The organism is Acrocarpospora phusangensis (assembly GCF_016862995.1).
Lineage (GTDB): Bacteria > Actinomycetota > Actinomycetes > Streptosporangiales > Streptosporangiaceae > Acrocarpospora > Acrocarpospora phusangensis.
Map to the genome: position 1 here is coordinate 49,265 of NZ_BOOA01000034.1, position 17,553 is coordinate 66,817.

The 17,553-nt window shown below is 72.0% G+C and carries 18 protein-coding genes; 9 read left to right on the top strand and 9 right to left on the bottom strand.

The window, feature by feature from the left end:
• Nucleotides 1-56: 56 nt before the first annotated feature.
• Nucleotides 57-2,195 (top strand): GMC oxidoreductase, encoded by a 2,139-nt coding sequence (locus tag Aph01nite_RS20940; RefSeq protein WP_204042627.1) that lies wholly within the window; start codon nucleotides 57-59, stop codon nucleotides 2,193-2,195.
• On the opposite strand, the gene Aph01nite_RS20945 is transcribed toward Aph01nite_RS20940, so the two are convergent.
• The gene (locus Aph01nite_RS20945; RefSeq protein ID WP_239161852.1) at nucleotides 2,177-3,394 is read right to left on the bottom strand and encodes a DNA polymerase domain-containing protein; all 1,218 of its coding nucleotides are present in this window, start codon (nucleotides 3,392-3,394) and stop codon (nucleotides 2,177-2,179) included. The genes Aph01nite_RS20940 and Aph01nite_RS20945 overlap by 19 nt on opposite strands.
• 55 nt (nucleotides 3,395-3,449) lie before the next feature.
• On the bottom strand, nucleotides 3,450-4,346 hold the full coding sequence (locus tag Aph01nite_RS20950) for a ribokinase (RefSeq protein ID WP_204042628.1): 897 nt from the start codon (nucleotides 4,344-4,346) through the stop codon (nucleotides 3,450-3,452).
• Between the two features lie 79 nt (nucleotides 4,347-4,425).
• Between Aph01nite_RS20950 and Aph01nite_RS20955 the strand changes: the two genes are divergently transcribed.
• A complete protein-coding gene (locus tag Aph01nite_RS20955) occupies nucleotides 4,426-5,337 on the top strand; it encodes a sirohydrochlorin chelatase (RefSeq protein WP_239161853.1) in 912 nt (303 codons plus the stop codon).
• Nucleotides 5,338-5,355: 18 nt separating this feature from the next.
• Here Aph01nite_RS20955 and Aph01nite_RS20960 read toward each other — a convergent pair whose 3' ends face one another.
• Nucleotides 5,356-5,715 carry a DUF2203 domain-containing protein gene (locus tag Aph01nite_RS20960; RefSeq protein ID WP_204042629.1) on the bottom strand — a complete coding sequence of 120 codons (360 nt, stop codon included), beginning with the start codon at nucleotides 5,713-5,715 and terminating at the stop codon, nucleotides 5,356-5,358.
• A gap of 88 nt (nucleotides 5,716-5,803) precedes the next feature.
• Between Aph01nite_RS20960 and Aph01nite_RS20965 the strand changes: the two genes are divergently transcribed.
• The 3 genes from Aph01nite_RS20965 (at nucleotide 5,804) to Aph01nite_RS20975 (ending at nucleotide 7,495) form a co-directional block, all read left to right on the top strand.
• Nucleotides 5,804-5,989: a hypothetical protein gene (locus Aph01nite_RS20965; protein WP_204042630.1), complete on the top strand. Its 186-nt coding sequence runs from the start codon at nucleotides 5,804-5,806 to the stop codon at nucleotides 5,987-5,989.
• A gap of 91 nt (nucleotides 5,990-6,080) precedes the next feature.
• Complete coding sequence (locus Aph01nite_RS20970; RefSeq protein WP_204042631.1) at nucleotides 6,081-6,638, top strand: hypothetical protein; 558 nt, start codon at nucleotides 6,081-6,083, stop codon at nucleotides 6,636-6,638.
• Entirely contained in the window at nucleotides 6,635-7,495 is an 861-nt protein-coding gene (locus tag Aph01nite_RS20975; protein WP_204042632.1) for a PrsW family intramembrane metalloprotease, read from the top strand. The genes Aph01nite_RS20970 and Aph01nite_RS20975 overlap by 4 nt, the downstream gene beginning before the upstream one ends.
• Before the next feature lie 4 nt (nucleotides 7,496-7,499).
• Here the strand turns inward: Aph01nite_RS20975 and Aph01nite_RS20980 are convergent, their stop codons facing one another.
• Nucleotides 7,500-8,393 (bottom strand): GNAT family N-acetyltransferase, encoded by an 894-nt coding sequence (locus tag Aph01nite_RS20980; protein ID WP_204042633.1) that lies wholly within the window; start codon nucleotides 8,391-8,393, stop codon nucleotides 7,500-7,502.
• Between the two features lie 152 nt (nucleotides 8,394-8,545).
• Here Aph01nite_RS20980 and Aph01nite_RS20985 point away from each other — a divergent pair, with 152 nt between their 5' ends.
• The 3 genes from Aph01nite_RS20985 to Aph01nite_RS20995 are packed head-to-tail and all read left to right on the top strand — an operon-like array spanning nucleotide 8,546 to nucleotide 11,373.
• A complete protein-coding gene (locus Aph01nite_RS20985) occupies nucleotides 8,546-9,508 on the top strand; it encodes a hypothetical protein (protein ID WP_204042634.1) in 963 nt (320 codons plus the stop codon).
• Nucleotides 9,495-10,346, top strand: a complete 852-nt coding sequence (locus Aph01nite_RS20990) for an alpha/beta fold hydrolase (RefSeq protein WP_204042635.1) — start codon at nucleotides 9,495-9,497, stop codon at nucleotides 10,344-10,346. The genes Aph01nite_RS20985 and Aph01nite_RS20990 overlap by 14 nt, the downstream gene beginning before the upstream one ends.
• A gap of 13 nt (nucleotides 10,347-10,359) precedes the next feature.
• The gene (locus Aph01nite_RS20995; RefSeq protein WP_204042636.1) at nucleotides 10,360-11,373 is read left to right on the top strand and encodes a LacI family DNA-binding transcriptional regulator; all 1,014 of its coding nucleotides are present in this window, start codon (nucleotides 10,360-10,362) and stop codon (nucleotides 11,371-11,373) included.
• 264 nt (nucleotides 11,374-11,637) lie between these two features.
• Here the strand turns inward: Aph01nite_RS20995 and Aph01nite_RS21000 are convergent, their stop codons facing one another.
• The 3 genes from Aph01nite_RS21000 to Aph01nite_RS21010 are packed head-to-tail and all read right to left on the bottom strand — an operon-like array spanning nucleotide 11,638 to nucleotide 13,447.
• The gene (locus tag Aph01nite_RS21000) at nucleotides 11,638-12,276 is read right to left on the bottom strand and encodes an ABC-2 membrane transporter-related protein (RefSeq protein WP_204042637.1); all 639 of its coding nucleotides are present in this window, start codon (nucleotides 12,274-12,276) and stop codon (nucleotides 11,638-11,640) included.
• The gene (locus Aph01nite_RS21005; RefSeq protein ID WP_204042638.1) at nucleotides 12,273-12,968 is read right to left on the bottom strand and encodes an ABC transporter ATP-binding protein; all 696 of its coding nucleotides are present in this window, start codon (nucleotides 12,966-12,968) and stop codon (nucleotides 12,273-12,275) included. The genes Aph01nite_RS21000 and Aph01nite_RS21005 overlap by 4 nt, the downstream gene beginning before the upstream one ends.
• Nucleotides 12,965-13,447 carry a hypothetical protein gene (locus Aph01nite_RS21010; protein ID WP_204042639.1) on the bottom strand — a complete coding sequence of 161 codons (483 nt, stop codon included), beginning with the start codon at nucleotides 13,445-13,447 and terminating at the stop codon, nucleotides 12,965-12,967. Before Aph01nite_RS21010 ends, Aph01nite_RS21005 begins: the two co-directional genes overlap by 4 nt.
• Nucleotides 13,448-13,882: 435 nt before the next feature.
• Between Aph01nite_RS21010 and Aph01nite_RS21015 the strand changes: the two genes are divergently transcribed.
• On the top strand, nucleotides 13,883-15,766 hold the full coding sequence (locus tag Aph01nite_RS21015) for a ricin-type beta-trefoil lectin domain protein (protein WP_204042640.1): 1,884 nt from the start codon (nucleotides 13,883-13,885) through the stop codon (nucleotides 15,764-15,766).
• A gap of 52 nt (nucleotides 15,767-15,818) precedes the next feature.
• On the opposite strand, the gene Aph01nite_RS21020 is transcribed toward Aph01nite_RS21015, so the two are convergent.
• Both Aph01nite_RS21020 and Aph01nite_RS21025 read right to left on the bottom strand, forming a co-directional pair.
• Complete coding sequence (locus Aph01nite_RS21020) at nucleotides 15,819-17,021, bottom strand: globin domain-containing protein (protein WP_204042641.1); 1,203 nt, start codon at nucleotides 17,019-17,021, stop codon at nucleotides 15,819-15,821.
• 23 nt (nucleotides 17,022-17,044) lie between these two features.
• Nucleotides 17,045-17,473 carry an RrF2 family transcriptional regulator gene (locus tag Aph01nite_RS21025; protein WP_204042642.1) on the bottom strand — a complete coding sequence of 143 codons (429 nt, stop codon included), beginning with the start codon at nucleotides 17,471-17,473 and terminating at the stop codon, nucleotides 17,045-17,047.
• Nucleotides 17,474-17,553 lie beyond the last annotated feature (80 nt).

Below are 17,553 nucleotides of genomic sequence, written 5' to 3' on the forward strand. Positions count from 1 at the left end.
CCCAAGATCCGCCCGTCCTGACATGGTGTGACTCCAGAGGCACGGGAGGCCCGTACATGCGGATCGCGCGTTCCACCACGGAGGGCGTCTCCGACGCCCGGCGCGCGGGCGTGGCGGCGGGGCGGACGGAGCACGTCGAGGTTCTGGTCGCCGGGTCCGGGTTCGGCGGCGCGGTCGCCGCCTACCGGCTGGCCGAGGCCGGGTTCGAGGTCGTGGTGATGGAGCGCGGCCGGGCCTGGCCGCCCGGTTCGTTCCCGCGCAGCCCGGCCGAGATGGGCCGCGCCTTCTGGGATCCGGCCGAGGGCCTGCACGGCCTGTTCGACGTGTGGCGCTTCGGCGACCGCGACTCGGTGGTGGCCAGCGGGCTCGGCGGCGGGTCGCTGATCTACGCGAACGTGCTGCTCCGCAAGGAGGAGCGCTGGTTCGTCCGGGAGTCGCCGCTGCCGGGCGGCGGCCACGAGCACTGGCCGGTCAGCCGGGAGGCGCTGGATCCGCACTACGACGCGGTCGAGCGCATGCTGGGCGCCACGCCGTACCCGCTGGACCAGGACGCCTACCGGGACACGGCCAAGACGCGCGCGACGCAGGACGCGGCGGCCGAGCTGGGCCTGGACTGGCGGCTGCCGCCGCTGGCGGTCAGCTTCGCACCCGAGCCGGAGGCCCGCCCGGGTCTCGGCCTGCCGATCGCGGACCCCGGGTACGGCAACCTGCACGGCCTGCCCCGGCGGACCTGCAAACTCTGCGGCGAGTGCGTCATCGGCTGCAACGAGGGCGCGAAGAACAGCCTGGACCACACGTACCTGTCGGCGGCCCGCCACCACGGCGCCGACCTGCGCACGCTGCACGAAATCAAGACGATCGCCCCCAGGCCGGGCGGCGGCTACGAGGTCGGTTATGTCACGCACGCGCCAGGCGGCAGGGCGCGGACGATCGCCTGCGACCGGCTGGTGCTGGCGGCGGGCACCTACGGCACCACGTACCTGCTGCTCAGGAATCAGGACCGGCTGCCCGGCCTCAGCGGCGCGCTCGGCACCCGGTTCTCCGGCAACGGCGACCTGATCTCCTTCCTGCTGCGCGCCCGGGACCGGCCGATCGCGGCCAGCCGGGGCCCGGTCGTCACCAGCTCGATCCGGCTGCCCGGCGGCGCGTACATCCAGGAGGGCGGTTTCCCCGCCTTCGTGGACTGGATCGCCGAGTTGATGGGCGCGGGCGAGCTGTCCAGCCGTTCGCTGCCCGTCATGGGCATGGGCAGGGAGGCGCCCGACGGGGTGCTCCGCCTGCGCGGCGAGCGGCTGGTGCTGGACCGGGACGCGGAGACCAGGCGCGACTACTACGAGCGGCTGAGCGGCGCCATGCGGCGGATCGGGGACGTGCTCGGCGCCGAGTACTCCGACGCGCCGCTGCGCCGGCTGCTCACCGCGCACCCGCTCGGCGGCGCCCCGATGGGCCGCCACATCGGCGAGGGCGTCTGCGACTCCCGCGGCGAGGTCTTCGGCTTCCCCGGCCTGTACGTCGCCGACGGCGCGGCCATGCCGGGCCCGGTCGGCCCGAACCCGTCGCTGACCATCGCCGCCATGGCGGACCGGATGGCCGACGGGATCGCCGCCAAGAGAAGGCGCGGCGCTCCCGGGTCCACCGCCCTTTCGTTCACCGAGGAGATGCGCGGCGCGCTCGACGGCGGCGACCGCCTCGCTTTCCGGCTCACCATCACCGCCCATGACGTGAACCGCTTTCTCACCGAGCCCGCGCACCTCGCCCGGGCCGAGGGATGGATCGACGCCGCCATTTGCGGGGGCCGGCGCCCGATCGAGCGGGGCTGGTTCAACCTCTTCGCGCCTGGAGAGGCGCCCGACCGGAGAGAGATGCGGTACCAGCTGCATTTCCGGGACGGCGAGAACCAGCCCCGCACCCTCCTGGGCGTCAAGCACGTACGGCACAGCCCCGCCGTCTGGCCGGACCCCACGACCCTGCGCGTCACCCTGCTGGCGGGCCACCTGAACGAGGACGAGGACGACGACGAGGAGGATGCTGTGCTCGCGACCGGCGCCCTGCGCGTCCTCCCGTCGGACCTGGCCAGAACGCTCACCACGTTCCGCGTCAGCGGCCCCGGCGGCCCATCCGCCCTGGCCCGCTTCGGCACCTTCTACCTCGGCGAGGTCTGGAACGCGTACGGCCCCTACCCTTCGGAGGGCTGATGGCGCTCCCTCGCCCACGGGTCGTAGTCGACCTCCAGCGCCTCCTGCGCGGGCCGCTCCCCTTCGGGCACGTGCTGGAGGTTGACCCGGATCCGGGTCCAAGCGGAGCTGCGGCCACGCATGGAGTCGACCAGCACGTCCGCGGGTTCCAGCAGGGCGGCGACGTCCGGGTGGCGGGCCTTCCAGCGGTCGAACCCGGCCATCGCCTCGGCCTTGGTCTCCGCTCTGGCGATCTCGATCAGCGGCATGGTGGACTGCCGCCGGCCGGTGCCCTTCGGCGCGCGGGGGCGCGGGCCCTGCTCCTTGGCCAGCGCGAGCAGCGACTCCAGCGAACCCTCGACGGCCTGGGAGTCCATCGCCGCCCAGGGGTCGCCGGCGGCGGCGAAGCGGGCCGGGACCGTGTCGATCGAGAACGCCTCCGGGCGGCAGCCGCGCACCTCCTCCCAGGCGAGCGGCGTGGACACCAGGCCGGTCGGGCGCACGCTGTAGGCGGAGGCGACGGTCCGGTCGCGGGCATTCTGGTTGAAGTCCACGAACACGCCCTGCCGTTCCTCCTTCCACCAGTGGCTGGTCGCCAGGCCGGGCGCGCGGCTCTCGATCTCCCTGGCCACCGCCTCGGCCGCCCGGCGCAGCTCCTGGAAGGTCCAGCCCGGGGTGATCCTGGCGTACACGTGGAAGCCGCGGGAACCGGACGTCTTCGGCCACGCCGTCAGGCCGTGCTCGCCCAGCACGTCCCTGGCCAGGAACGCCACGTCCACGATCTCGTCCCAGGACACGCCGGGCACCGGGTCCAGGTCGATGCGCAGCTCGTCCGGACGGTCCAGGTCCGGCACGCGCACCGGATGCGGGTTCAGATCCACGCACCCCAGGTTGACCGTCCACAGCAGAGCGGCCAGATCACGGCCCACGACCTCCTCCGCCGAGCGCCCCGACGGGTAGCGGAACTCGGCGACCTCGATCCAGGCGGGCCGCTTCGCGGGCGCGCGCTTCTGGAAGAACGGCTCCGCGTCCACCCCGTGCACGAAACGTTTGAGCACCAGCGGGCGGTCCGCGACGCCGCGCAGCGCGCCCTCGCCCACGGCGAGATAGAAGCGCACCAGATCCAGCTTGGTGTGGCCGGTCCGGGGGAAGACCACCCGCCCGGGGCTGGTGATCCGCACCTCCCGGCCGGCGACCTCGATGATCTCCGCGTCGGACACAAGCCCACGATACGTCGTGGCACCGACAACGGGCCGGACGGCGGCGCGCGACCGGCTAGGGGTTGGCCAGCGGCTGGTCCTCCAGCGCCCGGTCGATGTCCCGCCGGTACGGCATCGACGTGGACGCCCCCGGCCGCTGGACCGAGAGCGCCGCCGCCGTGGAGGCGAACCGCAGGAAGTACTCCGCGCCGTGCCCCTCCGCCCGCGCCACCGCGAGCGCGCCGACGAAGGTGTCGCCCGCCGCCGTGGTGTCGACCGCCTTGGCCGGCACGGCGGGGGCCCAGAGGCGTGAGCCGTCGCGTGAGCCGTACAGGGCGCCTTTGGATCCCAGAGTGACCACCAGCTCCGGAACGCGCTCCAGAAGGGCTTCCAGGGCTCTGTCGGGCGCTCCCAGGCCGGTGATCGCGGCTGCCTCGTGCTCGTTGCAGACGAGCAGGGTCATGGCGGCGAGGAGTTCGTCCGGCAGTTCGGCCACCGGGGCGGGGGTGAGGATCACGGGGGCCGGGGAGGCGACGGCCGCCGCCACGACCGCGTCCATGGGCAGTTCCAGCTGGAGGAGGAGGGCGTCCGACCCGGCGATCAGTTCCAGGTCCCGCTCCGAGGGACCGGTCACGGTTCCGTTCGCGCCCGGGACGACGATGATCGAGTTCCCGCCGCCCTCCTCGACCACGATGTGCGCGATGCCGGAGGGCCCGTCCACCGTCCGCAGCCCTTCGGTGTTCACTCCGGCGTCGTCCAGAGCCGCGCGCAACGCCGGGCCGAAGGCGTCGGACCCCACCGCCCCGAGGAAGGAGACCTCCGCGCCGGCCCGCGCCGCCGCGATCGCTTGGTTTGCTCCCTTTCCCCCGGGAACCGTGCGAAACTCGGTCCCTGATACCGTTTCCCCCAGGTGAGGGGCTCGCGGGACGTACGCGACGAGGTCCATGTTGGCGCTGCCGAATACCGTGATCACGCCTTCTATGTTCCTCCTGCGGAACGCATCGGCCCGTCGACTCCACTAATTCGGCTGATTAGTCCTAGAATCCGCCGATGTGAACGAAGGTCATGACGTTCCGGCGAAGCTCCCCATCCGGGAGCGCTCGTCGCGCCCCGGCGGAGGCGGCCGCCATCGCAGGCCGCTGCCCGTCACGCTGCCCGCTGACGCGCCCACGCTGGTGCTCGCGGTCCCAGGGGCGGTGGACGATGTCGTGACCGAGTTGACGTCGATCATCCGCGTGGACAACCCGCAACTCGACCTCCGGCCCGTCTCCCTCAGCGACGGCGGCGCCGACCTGGCCAAGGAGTTCTCCTCGATCGCGGCCGAGCGCGCCGCCCGCGGCTTCGCCGCCGAGAGCGACGGGGAGACGCGTCCCCGCGCCGCCGTCGTGGTCCCGCTGATCACCGGCGCGCACCCGCGCGTGATGCGCTCGGTCCGGGACGCCGTCGCCGAGAGCGAGGCCCCGGTGACCGTCACCGACCCGCTCGGCCCGCACCCGTTCCTCGCCGAGGCCCTGCACGTACGCCTGTCGGAGCGCGGCCTGGCCCGCGCCGACCGCATCCGCCTGTTCAACGTGACCTCGCCGGTGGACGGCATCATCGTGGCCACCGTCGGCGGCGACGAGTCCGCCCGCGCCGCGGACGCCACCGCCGTCCTGCTGGCCGCCCGCCTGGCCCTGCCGGTGGTGCCCGCCGCCTTCGACGGCCGCCCCACGGTGGCCGACGCCGCCGACCGGCTGCGCAACATCGGCGCGTCCCGGATCGCGCTCGCGCCGTTCGTGATCGGGCCCGAGGTGGATCCGGACCGGATCGCCGCCGCGGCGGCGGACTGCACGGGCTGCGCGTCGCCGCTGGGCGCGCACGAGGCGGTCGCCCGCATGGTGGCCGTCCGGTACGGCGCGATCCTGGGCAACCTGACCGAGGACTTCGAGGAGTTCCCGGAGGAGTTCTCCGAGGGAGAGGGCTAGAGAGGCCCTAGAGGGGCCCTATAGAGGCCTTCGCCCGGCGAAGCCGAGTTCGCTGCGGTGGTACCAGGCGAGTTCGCTTTCGCCCTCGATCCAGCAGAGCCGCACCGACACGCCGTCCCTGACGGCGGGGAAGTCGATCAGGACGGGCGCGATGCCCTTCAGCTCGATGCCCTGGTCGGCGAACCAACCGATGATCTCCGCCAGCCGGGCCTCCAGGCCCTTGGCCTCGGCGAGGCCGCCGCGCGCCGAGGTGCCGGACTGTTTCAGGTCGTAGCCCAGCTCGGCCAGGTCGGCCCGCAGCTCGATCAGCTCGGCGACCAACTCGCGCGCCTCGGGCATGAGCGAGCGGGCACCCTCGACACTGAAGATCCTCTCCATCCGCCGAGGTTATCGCGACTTCCGGGCCGCCCGGCGCCCGCTCGGGCGCGCTGGCCCAGATCACCCCGGAGCCGCTATGACTGGGGGCATGAAACCCTTCTTGATCGGTCTCGGCGCCCTCCTGGCGCTCACGGGGGCCGTGTGGACCCTGCAGGGCCTCGGTTACATCGGCGGCAGCTTCATGAGCGGCAACACGACATGGGCGATCATCGGGCCGATCGTGCTCGTCGCCGGGCTCGCGCTGGCGGTGTGGACGCTCCGGCGCCGCTCATAACCGCGGACCAGGCCGCCACATCCGAATTGTCACGTTTGATCCTGAACAAGCAGGCTATGACTGGCATATCCCCTCATGAGCGAGGGGACGTATGGAGCGAAAGGGATGGCCGGGCACCCTGGCGGTCGCCGCGCTGCTCATCGGGCTGAGCGTGGGGCTGCCGGCGGCGGACCGGAGCGTCCCCGCGTTCGACGTGCCGCTGCCGGCCGGGACGCGGGTCCAGGTCGGGCCGGCCGACGGCGCGCGGCGGCCGGTCTCCGTGCAGGTGCCCGACGGCTGGGCCGTGGACGTCGACGACACCTCGCTGTCGCAGTCGGTGGCCCTCTTCAACGGCTCAACGTCGTTCCAGCTCAGCGTCATCCTGGCGGAGGGCGCCACGCCCACGCAGCTCTGGCACGGCCTGGGCCGGCTCGAACTGGCCGGGGGCGTCACGGCGCAGCAGGGCCAGACCGTCCCGATCACGACCGAGCAGGGCGTGCCCGGCCTCGCCGGTCCCGTCACCTTCCCGGACCGTACGGCCACGGTCGCCGTCTTCGCCGCGCCCGCCCTGGGCGCCGACGTCGTGGTGACGGGCCCGCCGGACGAGGTGACGGGCCCCGAGATCCGGACCATGCTGGTCTCGATCAGGTTCGACGGAGCCGGGCGGTGACCGGGCGGCCGGCGTTCTGGCTGTGGGCGGTGGCGTGCGCGCTCGGGGCGTACACGACGGTGGTCACGCTGGCGCCGCAGGCCGGCGTCTTCAGCGTGGCCGCGGTCCTCGCCATGATCGTGCTCTCCCCGCTGCTGCTGCTCGGCTTCTGGCTGTTCCACCGTGTCCGCCCGGTCCGGGCGAATCCGGTGGGGTACGCGCTGATGGCCCTGGCCTGGGGCGGCTTCGGCGCCTTCGGCGTGGCATTGGTGGCCAACCCCGCCTTCCTCAGCCTGATCGGCAAGACCATGGGCCTGACCTTCGCCGACCGGTGGGGCGACGCCATCGCCGCCCCCGTCAACGAGGAACTGGCCAAGTCGGCCGGGGTGGCCCTGCTCGCCCTGGCGAAACCCCGGCCGCCCCGGCTGATCACCGGCCCGCTCGCCGGTTTCGGGTACGGCGCCCTGATCGGCCTCGGCTTCCAGATCGTCGAGGACTTCCTGTACGTGTTCAACACGATCACCGCGGCGGGCGGCGTGCAGGAGGTCACCGACACGCTGAGCTCGCTGTTCGTCCGGGTCGTGCTGTCGGCCTGGTGGAGCCACTGGGCGATGACGGCGGTGGCCGGGGCCGGGCTGGGCTACGCGCTCGGCCGTACCGACCTGCGGGCGGGCCGCCGCGCCCTGGTCGGCGCGGCGGGCGTGCTGCTGGCCATGGCCATGCACGCCTGGTGGGACTCCCCCGCGCTGCCGGGCGCCTTCCTCACCAAGGGCGTGCCGCTGCTGCTGGTGGCCGCGGCCGTGTACCTGCTGGCCCGCCACGACGAGCGCACCCGCCTGCGCGTGCCCGCCGGGGCCGGGATCCGGCAGGCGACCTGACCTCTCAGAGGGACCTCTGCCAGATGTCGATGGACAGCACCTGCCGCATGCCGACCGACAGGTACAGGCCCAGCGCCGGCGTGGTGTTGTTGGAGTCCACGTGCAGGATCGTGCCGGTACGGCCGCGCCGCCAGTCGGCCTCGAAGGCGCGCCGCAGCAGCAGCTTGCCCAGGCCCCTCCCCCGGAAGGCGGGCCGGACGGCGAGCGTCAGCACGTAGCCGCAGTTCTCGTCCGGGACGAAGTGGTTGGTGCCGACCAGCATCGCCGCCGGGGCGCCGTGCGCCTTCGCGACCAGCACCTGCCCCCAGTCGTGCGCGCTGGACGCCTCCCTGGCGTCGGCCCACTCCTCGAAGGTCTGCGGGACGTTCCCGAAATGCTCGGTGAACGCCTCCTCCTTGACGGCGTGCGCGGCGCGCAGCAGCTCCTCGTCGTCGCCCGACCCGGCCGTGACGGTCACGCCCGGCAGGAACGCGGGCGCGGCCATGCCGTCGTGGTCGACGCGCATCCGGTGGAAGCTGGTCGCGGGCGCGAACCCGCGGGCGCGGGCGGCCTCCCGCTGGGCGGTGTCCCGGGCGTGGATGCCGATGTCCGCGGTCACCCCGGTGAACCGGCCCAGCACCTTCGCCCAGAGGGCCTCCTCGGCCTCGGCCGTACGGATCCGGACGTCGATGTCCACCCGGTCGCTCCCGCCCTTGCGGCACGCCCACGCCCAGCCGACCAGCCGGTCCCCGTCGAAGGCGAGCCAGCCGTCGGTGGCCGGGTCGAAGTCGGGTTCGGTGAGCTGGTCACGCACGTCCGCCGGGGTCATGTCCGGCCGCCCGAGCACCCGCGTGTCGAGCTCGGCCACCAGTTCGTAGATCGCGTCCGCGTCCGCGGGCTTGGGATGCCTGATTTCCATGCCTCGTTTGTACGCCCGCCCACTTGGCACCCACTTGCCAGCGAATTGGGGCGCGCTGCTCCGGTTAACGCCTTGCCCCCGGGGCGTGGCATGCCAACAATTGAGGCGCGGAGGACCGGGGGGCTCGTTCGAATACTTTACTTGGGGGCGTCGTGGTCGCCTGGGTGTCCCAGCCGGTGCCGGGAGCGGTGACGGCGATCGTGCTCATCATCCTGTCGGCGCTGGCCTCGTCCCGGCTGCTGAAGGTGCTGCTCTTCGGGGCGGCGGTCGGCGTGCTGGTGCTCGTGGCGACGAACCTGCCCGCCGGGGAGACGCCGGGGGCGGGGCTCGTCGACGGGCTGACCGCCGACGGGGTGACCGGGTGGCTGCGCGATCCGCTGGTGGCGCTGGTGCTGGCGGTGGTGCTGGCCTTCATCGGCACGCAGTCGGGGTGGCGGCTGGTCAAGACGGTGATGTTCTGCGCGGCCGTGGCGGCGGTCTGCTGGACGGCGGTCACCTACAGCTCGGGGTTCAGCGCGGTGGCGGGCGCGATCGCCACGATCGTGGTCTGGCTGATCATCGCGCTCACGGTCATCACGGTGGTGCTCGTGATCGGCGTCCTGGTCCTGGCGGCACGCTCGGACGGGCGGTCCGACCGCGACCTGGCCACGTTCACCCACCGGGCGGCGGCGCCCATCTTCGCGGACGACCCCGACGACCCGGAGGTCGCCCGCCTGCTCCGCGTCAACGACTGCTTCACGCGCCTGAGCACCCTGCTGGAGGAGGCCGCCGACTTCGACGACTCCGACCTCTCGATCCGCGAGACGATCGGGGCCGTCACGTCCTTCTACTTCTCGGGCCTGCGGCCGCTCATGCCCGAGATCAGAACCATCCACAAGGAACTCAACGCCGAGCTCGCCGAACTGGGACCCAGGTACGCGCGCATGTCGCGGGCCCGCTTCTACCTGCCCACCCGAGGCGAATGGCGCCAGCTGACCGCCGAGGAGGGGCTGATCTTCCCGTACCCGGTGCTGCGGCTGCTCCTGCTCAACCGCCGCTGGCGCGAGGTGGCGACCATCACGTACAAGTGGCTCCGCACCCAGCACCTGATCGAGGACCACCTTGACCTCCTCTGATCCGCTGCCGGTGGAGACCGACGACGGCGTACGCCTGTGGGCGGCCACGTCCGGCAGCGGGGTTCCCGTGGTGCTCTGCCACGGCGGTCCCGGGCTGTGGGACATGTTCGGCGACCTGGCCGATCTGCTGGCGGACACGGCGACCCTGTACCGGTGGGACCAGCGGGGATGCGGGCGGTCGGAGCGGCGGGGGCCGTACGCATGGGAGCGGACGCTGGCGGACCTGGAGGCCGTACGGCGGTGGGCCGGGCTGGAGCGCATGGTGCTGGCCGGGCACTCGTGGGGCGCTCAGCTGGCGCTGCGGTACACGCTGGACCATCCCGGGCGGGTCGGCGGGCTGGTCTACATCGCGGGGACCGGAATCGATCCGCCGAGGACTTGGCGGGAGGCGTACGAGGAGAATTTCCAGGAGCGAATGGGGGTGCGGCTGGGCCGGTGGGCGGAATTGAAGGAGCGGGAGCGGTCGGCCGGCGAAGAGCGGGAATTCTGTGTGCTGCGGTGGTCGGCGGATTTCGCGGATGACGGGCTCGCGCACGCGCGGCGAATGGCCGAACCCTGGTTCGACGTCAATTTCGACTGCAACGCCGCCATCAACGCGGAGGACCGGCTGACCTGGGGAAGCGCGGAACTCCGGGAGCGCTGCCGGGCCTGCCCGGTGCCGGTGCTGATCGTGGACGGCGAAAAGGACATCCGCCCGCGCTGGTCGGTGAATTCACTGGCGGAGACGCTGCCGCGGGTTTCCCGGGTCGTTCTGGAAAACGCGGGACACCTGCCCTGGATGGAGAAACCCGGCGAGTTCCGGCACGCGGTGCGCGATTTCTTGGCGGGGTGCCGGTGACTATGCTGGGGCGGTGGTCAGACCGGCGGGGAATCGGGCGACGGTCCGGGATGTCGCGGCCGAGACGGGTCTGTCGATCGCGACCGTCTCGCGGGTGCTCAACGGCCAGGCGAACGTCGCCCCGCACACCCGGGACCTGGTGCTCCGCGCGGTGGGCCGGCTCGGCGACCAGGCGCCCCGGCGGCGCGGCGCGGCCCAGGGCGGCGTCTACGTGCGCTGCCCCTACCTGCTCACCGACTACTTCGGGCTGATCGTCTCCTCGGTCGCGGAGACCGTGGAACTGCACGGCCGCCGGCTGATCCTCGGCGCGGGCGAGGCGGCCCAGGACGCCCCGGTGCTGCCGGCGCTCGGCGAGAGTCCGGACATCGCGGGCGCGATCCTGATCCTGCCGCCGGAGCCCGCGGAGGAGCTCGTCCGGCTCCGGGACCGGCGTTTCCCGTTCGTGGTGATCGACCCGCGTACGCCCCCGCCCAAGGACATCGTGGCCGTCTCCGCCGCGCACTTCGCGGGGGCACGCAAGCTCATGTCGCACCTGGTGGAGCTCGGCCACCGCCGGATCGGCATCATCGGCGGACCGGAGGACTGGCTGGCCAGCGACGCCCGCCTGGCCGGCTACACCTCCTCGCTGGCGGACGCGGGCGTGCTCCCGGCGGCCCGGCTGCTCCGCACGGTCGTGGAGCCGAACACCGAGAACGGCTACCGCGCCGCCTGCGAGCTGCTGGACCTGCCGGAGCGGCCGACGGCACTGGTCGGCTTCAACGACAAGATGGCGGTCGGCGCGCTCTGGGCGGCGGCCGAGCGCGGCCTCAGCGTGCCCGGCGACCTGTCGGTGGCGGGCTTCGACGACATCGACGTGAGCCGCGCGAGCAGCCCGATGCTCACCACCGTCCGGCAGCCGCTGCAGGAGATGGGCAGGATGGGCGTCACGCTGCTGATGCGCCTGCTGGACCGCCACACCCTGGAGGCGCTGCACGTCTCCCTGGGCACCGAACTGATCATCAGAGGGTCCACCGGCCGCGCACCCTAGCCATGCCCGGCACCCACCAGGCCCGCGCGTTGACGAAGCAACAGACCTTTCCCGCCCCGATCGGGCGACGGTCTTGGGGTAGCGCCCGGTGCAGCTGATGGGTGGCGAGGCCGGCTCACCACCCGGGCGCGTCAGGTCAGCAGTGTGATCACGCCGGCCAGGAGTATCGCGGCGATGATCACAATTACCACGACCAGGGCTGTCGTGCCGAACCGGCGGCGGATGAATTTCGGGTTGTGGGCCATGATGATCCTCTCTCTGTGGTCAGGCTCGGTGTCGTATCCCCAGATAGGCGATCCCGGTCAGAACGAGGGCGAGCAGCAGGTAGATGGCTGATTCGGTCCATTGCAGGGGCCAGAAGGGCAGGTCGGATCGCCCGCGCAGGGCCCGGCCGACGAGCTGGCCGACACCGAGCAGGAGCAGCGACAGCGGCATGGCGATGCGGGTGTGCCGGGTGACCGCGCCGAGTGCGACGCCGAGGGCCAGCGCCAGCAGCGCCCTGGCGTACGGAACCAGGCCATGGCTTTCGTAGTACGGCCAGTACGTGGGATCCCCACCGGCATCCGGCAGCACCCAGGTCAGCACCGCGGCGAGGACGGCGGTCGCGGTCAGGGCGCCGGCGGCCGCGACGGCGAGGACGGCGGCCAGCCAGCGGCCCCGCGACAGGCTCTGGGTCCAGGCGAGCTTGTGGGTGCCGGCCTCGAACTCCCGGGCGATCAGCGGAGCGCCCCAGATCAGGCAGATCGCGCCGGCCTGCAATCCCGCCAGCTGGAAGGTGAGCCCGCCCAGGTCCGGCTCCAGCCGCTCGACCGCGGCGGCGGCGCCGTACAACAGGAGCAGCGCGGCGAGGGCGGCGGCCTGGGCACGCTGTCCGCGCCAGGCCACCCAGAGCAGGTCGCTCATCGAACCGCCTCGGGGTTGCGCAGGTAGTGCAGCACGAGGTCCTCCAGGTCGGCGGCGGGGTGGCCGCTCAGCAGGTCGGCGAAGCTGCCGCACAGCCGGACCCGGCCGGCGCCGAGCAGGATCAGGTGATCGCACACATCGGCCAGGTCGGCCAGGATGTGGGAGGACAGCAGCACGGTGGCCTCCAGTTCGCGCACCACGGTCATCACCTCGGTGCGGGCCAGCGGATCGAGTTCGGCCAGGGGCTCGTCCAGCACCACCAGATCAGCGCGCTTGCCGACGGCGAGCGCGAGCGCGACCAGCGTGCGCTGGCCGCCGGACAACCGGTCCACCCGCTCGCGCGGGCCGATGTCGTGCCCGGACAGCAGGGACTCCGCGGCCGCGCGATCCCATCCGGGGTTGGTGGCGGCGCCGAAGCGCAGCAGGTCGGCGACGCTCCACCGGCGATAGAGCGGCTTGTCCTGGGCGACGAACGCGACCGCGGCCATCTCCAGCGGCCGGCCGAAAATCTCCACCCGGCCGGTGGTGGGCGTCAGCAGGCCCGACACCAGGTTCAGCAACGTGGATTTGCCGGACCCGTTCGGCCCGACCAGCGCGGCCTTGGCCCCGGCGGGCACCACGATGCCGGCCTCACTCAGCGCCCACCGCTGCCGGTATCGCTTACCCAGCTCCCTGGTCTCCAGCGCGTTCACCGCTCCTCCCGGCCGGTCAGCTCGTCCATGCGCCGCAGCAGCGCCGCGCGCCTGGCGCTGGCGCGCACCGCGAGCGCGAGGACCACCGCCACGAACAGGCCGCCGACCGCCAGGGCAGGCCCCACGCCGGTACCCCGGCGCACGGTCACGATCGTCACGACCGCGGTGGTGGCCACCGAGGCGACCACGCCGATCCCGGCGGCGATCATCCTGCCGGTGGCGAACAGGGGAACCCGGCGCGTCAGCAGCCAGCCGCCGTATCCGGTCCAGGCCAGGCAGAACAGGGTGAACAACGCGAACGCCAGGTGCGTGCGACCGGGCAGCGGGCCGGGCTCCGACCACCACAGCGTGCCCACGAACACCGTCCCGGCGACGCCCGCCAGCAGTGCCGCCACCGCCCGGATCCGGGTTCTCGGCGACAGCGCCGGCGCCAGCCCTTCGATCATGTCCTGCGCCGACAGGCGCGGCTCTTCGGTCATGTCCTGCATCCCTCCTCCAGGTGCTCACGCAGCCGACGACGGGTGCCGCGGAACCGCATGCGCGCTCCGCCAGCGGCTCATGAGTCATCTCGTGCGCTCGTCATCTGGCACAGTCGGGCGAGGGACCGAGAAGGTTCGCGATTCCCGGATCGACCTCGGGAGACCGGTTCCCGGATGGCCGCGGCTTCGTCGCGCCGCTCAAGCCCGCGCTGACTTCACGTCGCCGTCGGCATTCCGGTGCCGCACGGCATCCGCCGCGTTGTTTCATCATGTTTCATGAGGTTCTTCGCGTGCCGAATGCGACATAGGCGGGCCTTGACACCACGTTCCACACGTGTTGTTGTTCTCCAACAAGACATGTTTCAAGCCTTGTTTCATTTGTTACGCCGACGGTTCCCGGCCCGTCGGACGCCTGTCGCGAAAGGTGGAATCCCCGTGTCCCGTCCGTCTCGCAGGGCCGTGACCCTCGGCGTCGCCCTCGCCTCCGCCGTCTGGGTCGCCGGGCCCGTGGTCGCGCCACCCGCGTACGCCGCCGGAGAGCAGGTCAACATCTGGCTGACCACCACCTCGGACTCCGGCGGGCGCAACGTCACCCGCGGCCTCCAGCAGCAGACCCCCATCGCCTTCAGCACGGCCGGCGGCAGCGCCACCCACACCATCACCGTCAACGAGGGCACCACCTACCAGCAGTTCGAGGGCGCCGGCGCGTCGATCACCGACACCACCGCCTACCTGCTGCGCGGCGGCCCGGTGAGCGCCGCCACCCGCGACGCCGCGATGCGCAAGCTGTTCCACCCGGTGGACGGCATCGGGCTCGGCTTCGTCCGCAACCCGATCGGCGCCTCCGACCTGTCCCGCCCCGGGCACGTCTCGCTGGACGACACCTGCTGCAACCTCAACGACTTCGGCGCCAACGGCTACGACACCAACGTCCGGCTGCTGACGCAGCAGGCCAAGTCCCTCAACCCGGCGCTGCGCGTGAAGGGCGTGCCGTGGAGCGCGCCCGGCTGGATGAAGGACAACGGCCGGATGGACCAGATGGGCTGGCTCAGGTCCGAGTACTACCCGATGTACGCGCAGTACTTCGTCAAGTACATCCAGAGCTACCAGGCCATCGGAGTCCCGGTGGACTACATCTCCGTGCAGAACGAGCCCAACTGCTGCCAGGCGGCCAACCCGCCCGCGATGAACTATCCCGGCATGAGCTGGAACTCCTCCGGGCTGGCCGAACTCACCAAGAACCACATCTACCCGGCGTTCCGGGCGGCCGGCATCACCACCAAGGTGCTCATCCACGACTGGAACTACGGCGACTGGGCCACCATGGGCTCGGGCGTGCTCAACGACGCGGCCGTACGCAACGACCCGCTCTTCGGGGGTGTCGCCTGGCACGGCTACTTCGGCGACCCCGCCATCGGTACCCAGGTCCACAACCAGTTCCCCTCAGTCAAGCAGTTCAGCACCGAGCACTCCGGCGGCAACTGGATCGGCAACCAGCACAACGAGGACCTGACGGACATCGTCACCTACGCCCGCAACTGGAGCGGCAGCCTGGTCAAGTGGAGCCTCGCGCTCAACCAGTTCCAGGGCCCGCACAACGGCGGCTGCGACGTCTGCACCGGCTTGATCACCGTGCAGGAGGGCGGCTCCCGGGCCGGTCAGATCGACTACACGATCGAGTACTACACCACCGGCCACCTGTCCAAGTTCGTCAAGCCCGGCGCGTTCCGCATCGACTCCACCAACAACGGCACCATCCAGAACGTGGCCTGGCGCAACCCTGACGGCTCCAAGGCCCTGATCGCCCACAACGGCGGCACCTCGTCCCAGTCCGTACGGGTGAACTGGGGCAACCAGTCGTTCGTCTACACCATGCCCGCCCGTACGACCGCGACCTTCACCTGGTCGGGCACGCCCGGCAGCGGCAACCCCGGCGGAGGCGGCGGGACCATCACCGGACTGGCCGGCAAGTGTGTGGACGTGGCCGGCGCCAACAGCGCGAACGGCACCGCCGTCCAGCTGTACACCTGCAACGGCACCGCCGCCCAGCAGTGGTCCCGTCCCGGTGACGGCACCGTCCGCGCCCTCGGCAAGTGCCTGGACCTGGTCAACCAGGGCACCGCCAACGGCACCCAGCTCCAGCTCTGGAGCTGCACCGGTGGCGCCAACCAGCAGTGGACGTACACGGCGGCCAACGACCTGGTGAACCCCGCCGCCAACAAGTGCCTCGACGTGACCGGCAACAACAGCGCCGACGGCACCCGCCTGCAGATCTGGAGCTGCACCGGCGCGGCCAACCAGAAGTGGAACGTCTCCTAGCGGGGGAGATGAAACGGGCGCGGGTCCTCGGGGGGACCCGCGCCCATTTTGATCAGGCCGGCACGGGAGCCGGGCGCCACTGCTCGGAGCCGAAGACCTCGTAGCGGATGCGCTCCTCCGGCAGGCCGCGGCGGCGCAGGGCGGCCCGGACGGCCTGCATGAACGGGATGGGACCGCACAGGTAGACGTCCGCGTCCGGGTGCAGCGGAATGGCGTCGGGGTCGACGAAGCCCGTGTAGGCGTCCGGGTTGCCGGACTCCTGCTCGTACCAGACGAGGGTGCGGAAGGAGCGCAGGCGGGAGCCGTTGAGGCTCATGTCGGTGCGGAGCGGGTGCCGGTCCGGATGGCGGTCGGCGTGTACGACGGTGACGTCGCGGTGGGGCTGCGTGCGGGAGACGTGGTCCAGGATCGCGGCCATCGGGGTGATGCCGACGCCCGCGCTGACCAGGACCAGCGGCGCCGTGCCCTCGCGCAGGGTGAGCTCGCCGTAGGGGTGGCTCAGTTTCAGACGGTGCCCGACTTCCACGTGGTCGTGGAGGTATCCGGAGACGACGCCGTCCGGGGCGCCGCCGGTGCCGCGGACCCGGCGTACGGTGATCCGCAGGGTGCCGCCGGCCGCTGCTTGGGAGAGCGAGTACTGGCGCAGCTGGCTGGTCCCGTCGGGGAGGTCGGCGGCGACGGTGACGTACTGGCCGGGCAGGAAGACGGGGGCGGGGCCGCCGTCGGCCGGGGTGAGGATGAAGGACACCGTGTCGTGCGCCTCTGTGATCTTGTTGGCGACCGTGTACTCGCGCCAGGGGTCGTCGGTGTCCACGCCGGCCTCCGCGTACAGGCGGGCCTCGCGGCCGATCAGCCGGACGGCGAACAGCCAGTAGACCTCGTCCCAGGCGGCGGCGACCTCCGGGGTGACCGCGTCGCCGAGGACCGTGCCGACCGCGCCCAGCAGGTACTTGCCGACCATCGCGTACTGCTCGGGGCTGATGCCGAGCGCGCAGTGGCGCTGGGCGATCCGCTCCACGAGGTGGTCGAAGCCGTCAGGACCCTGACCCACCAGGTGCGCGGCGAACACGGCCACGGCTCCCGCCAGCGCGTTCTTCTGCTCGCCCGTGGCCTGGGCGCTGCGGCTGAACAGGTTCAGCAGGTCCGGGTTCTCGCCGAGCATCGTGTCGTAGAAGACGCCGGAGATGGCGCCGAGATGCTCGGCGACGACGGGCAGGGTCGCCTCGACGATGGGGGTGCTGGTGGCGGAGAGCATGGTTCCTCCTGATTCGGTGATGGTCAGTCGCGGCCGAGACTCAGCAGCAGCTGCTTGGCAGGCGGCTGGGTCAGGTCGCCGACCGTGATCGGGTCGAGGGCGACGTAGAAGGCCTCCTGGGCCCGGCGCAGGGCTCCGCGGAGCCGGCAGCCCTGGCTCAGCGGGCAGGGGGGCGTGCCGTCGCAGTCGACCACCTCGGTGCCGCCCTCCAGCTCGCGGACGAGCCGTCCGACCGAGGTCGTGGCGGCCTCCGGTGCGAGCCGCACTCCCCCGCTGCGGCCGCGGACGGTCTCCAGCAGGCCCAGGTGGTGCAGCCGCTGGACCACCTTGGCCAGGTGGTGGCGCGGAACCGCGAGGGATTCCGCCAGCTCGTCGATGGTGCGCAGGTCGTCACGGGCGGCGCTGAGCATGAGCACGCGGAGCCCGATGTCGGTGGAGCGGTTGAGGTGCACACGACGACGCTACCTTAAACAGGACTCTCAGAGTCCTCTTTGTGGGTGACGTCACACGCCGGGGGTGTTACCTGATTGAT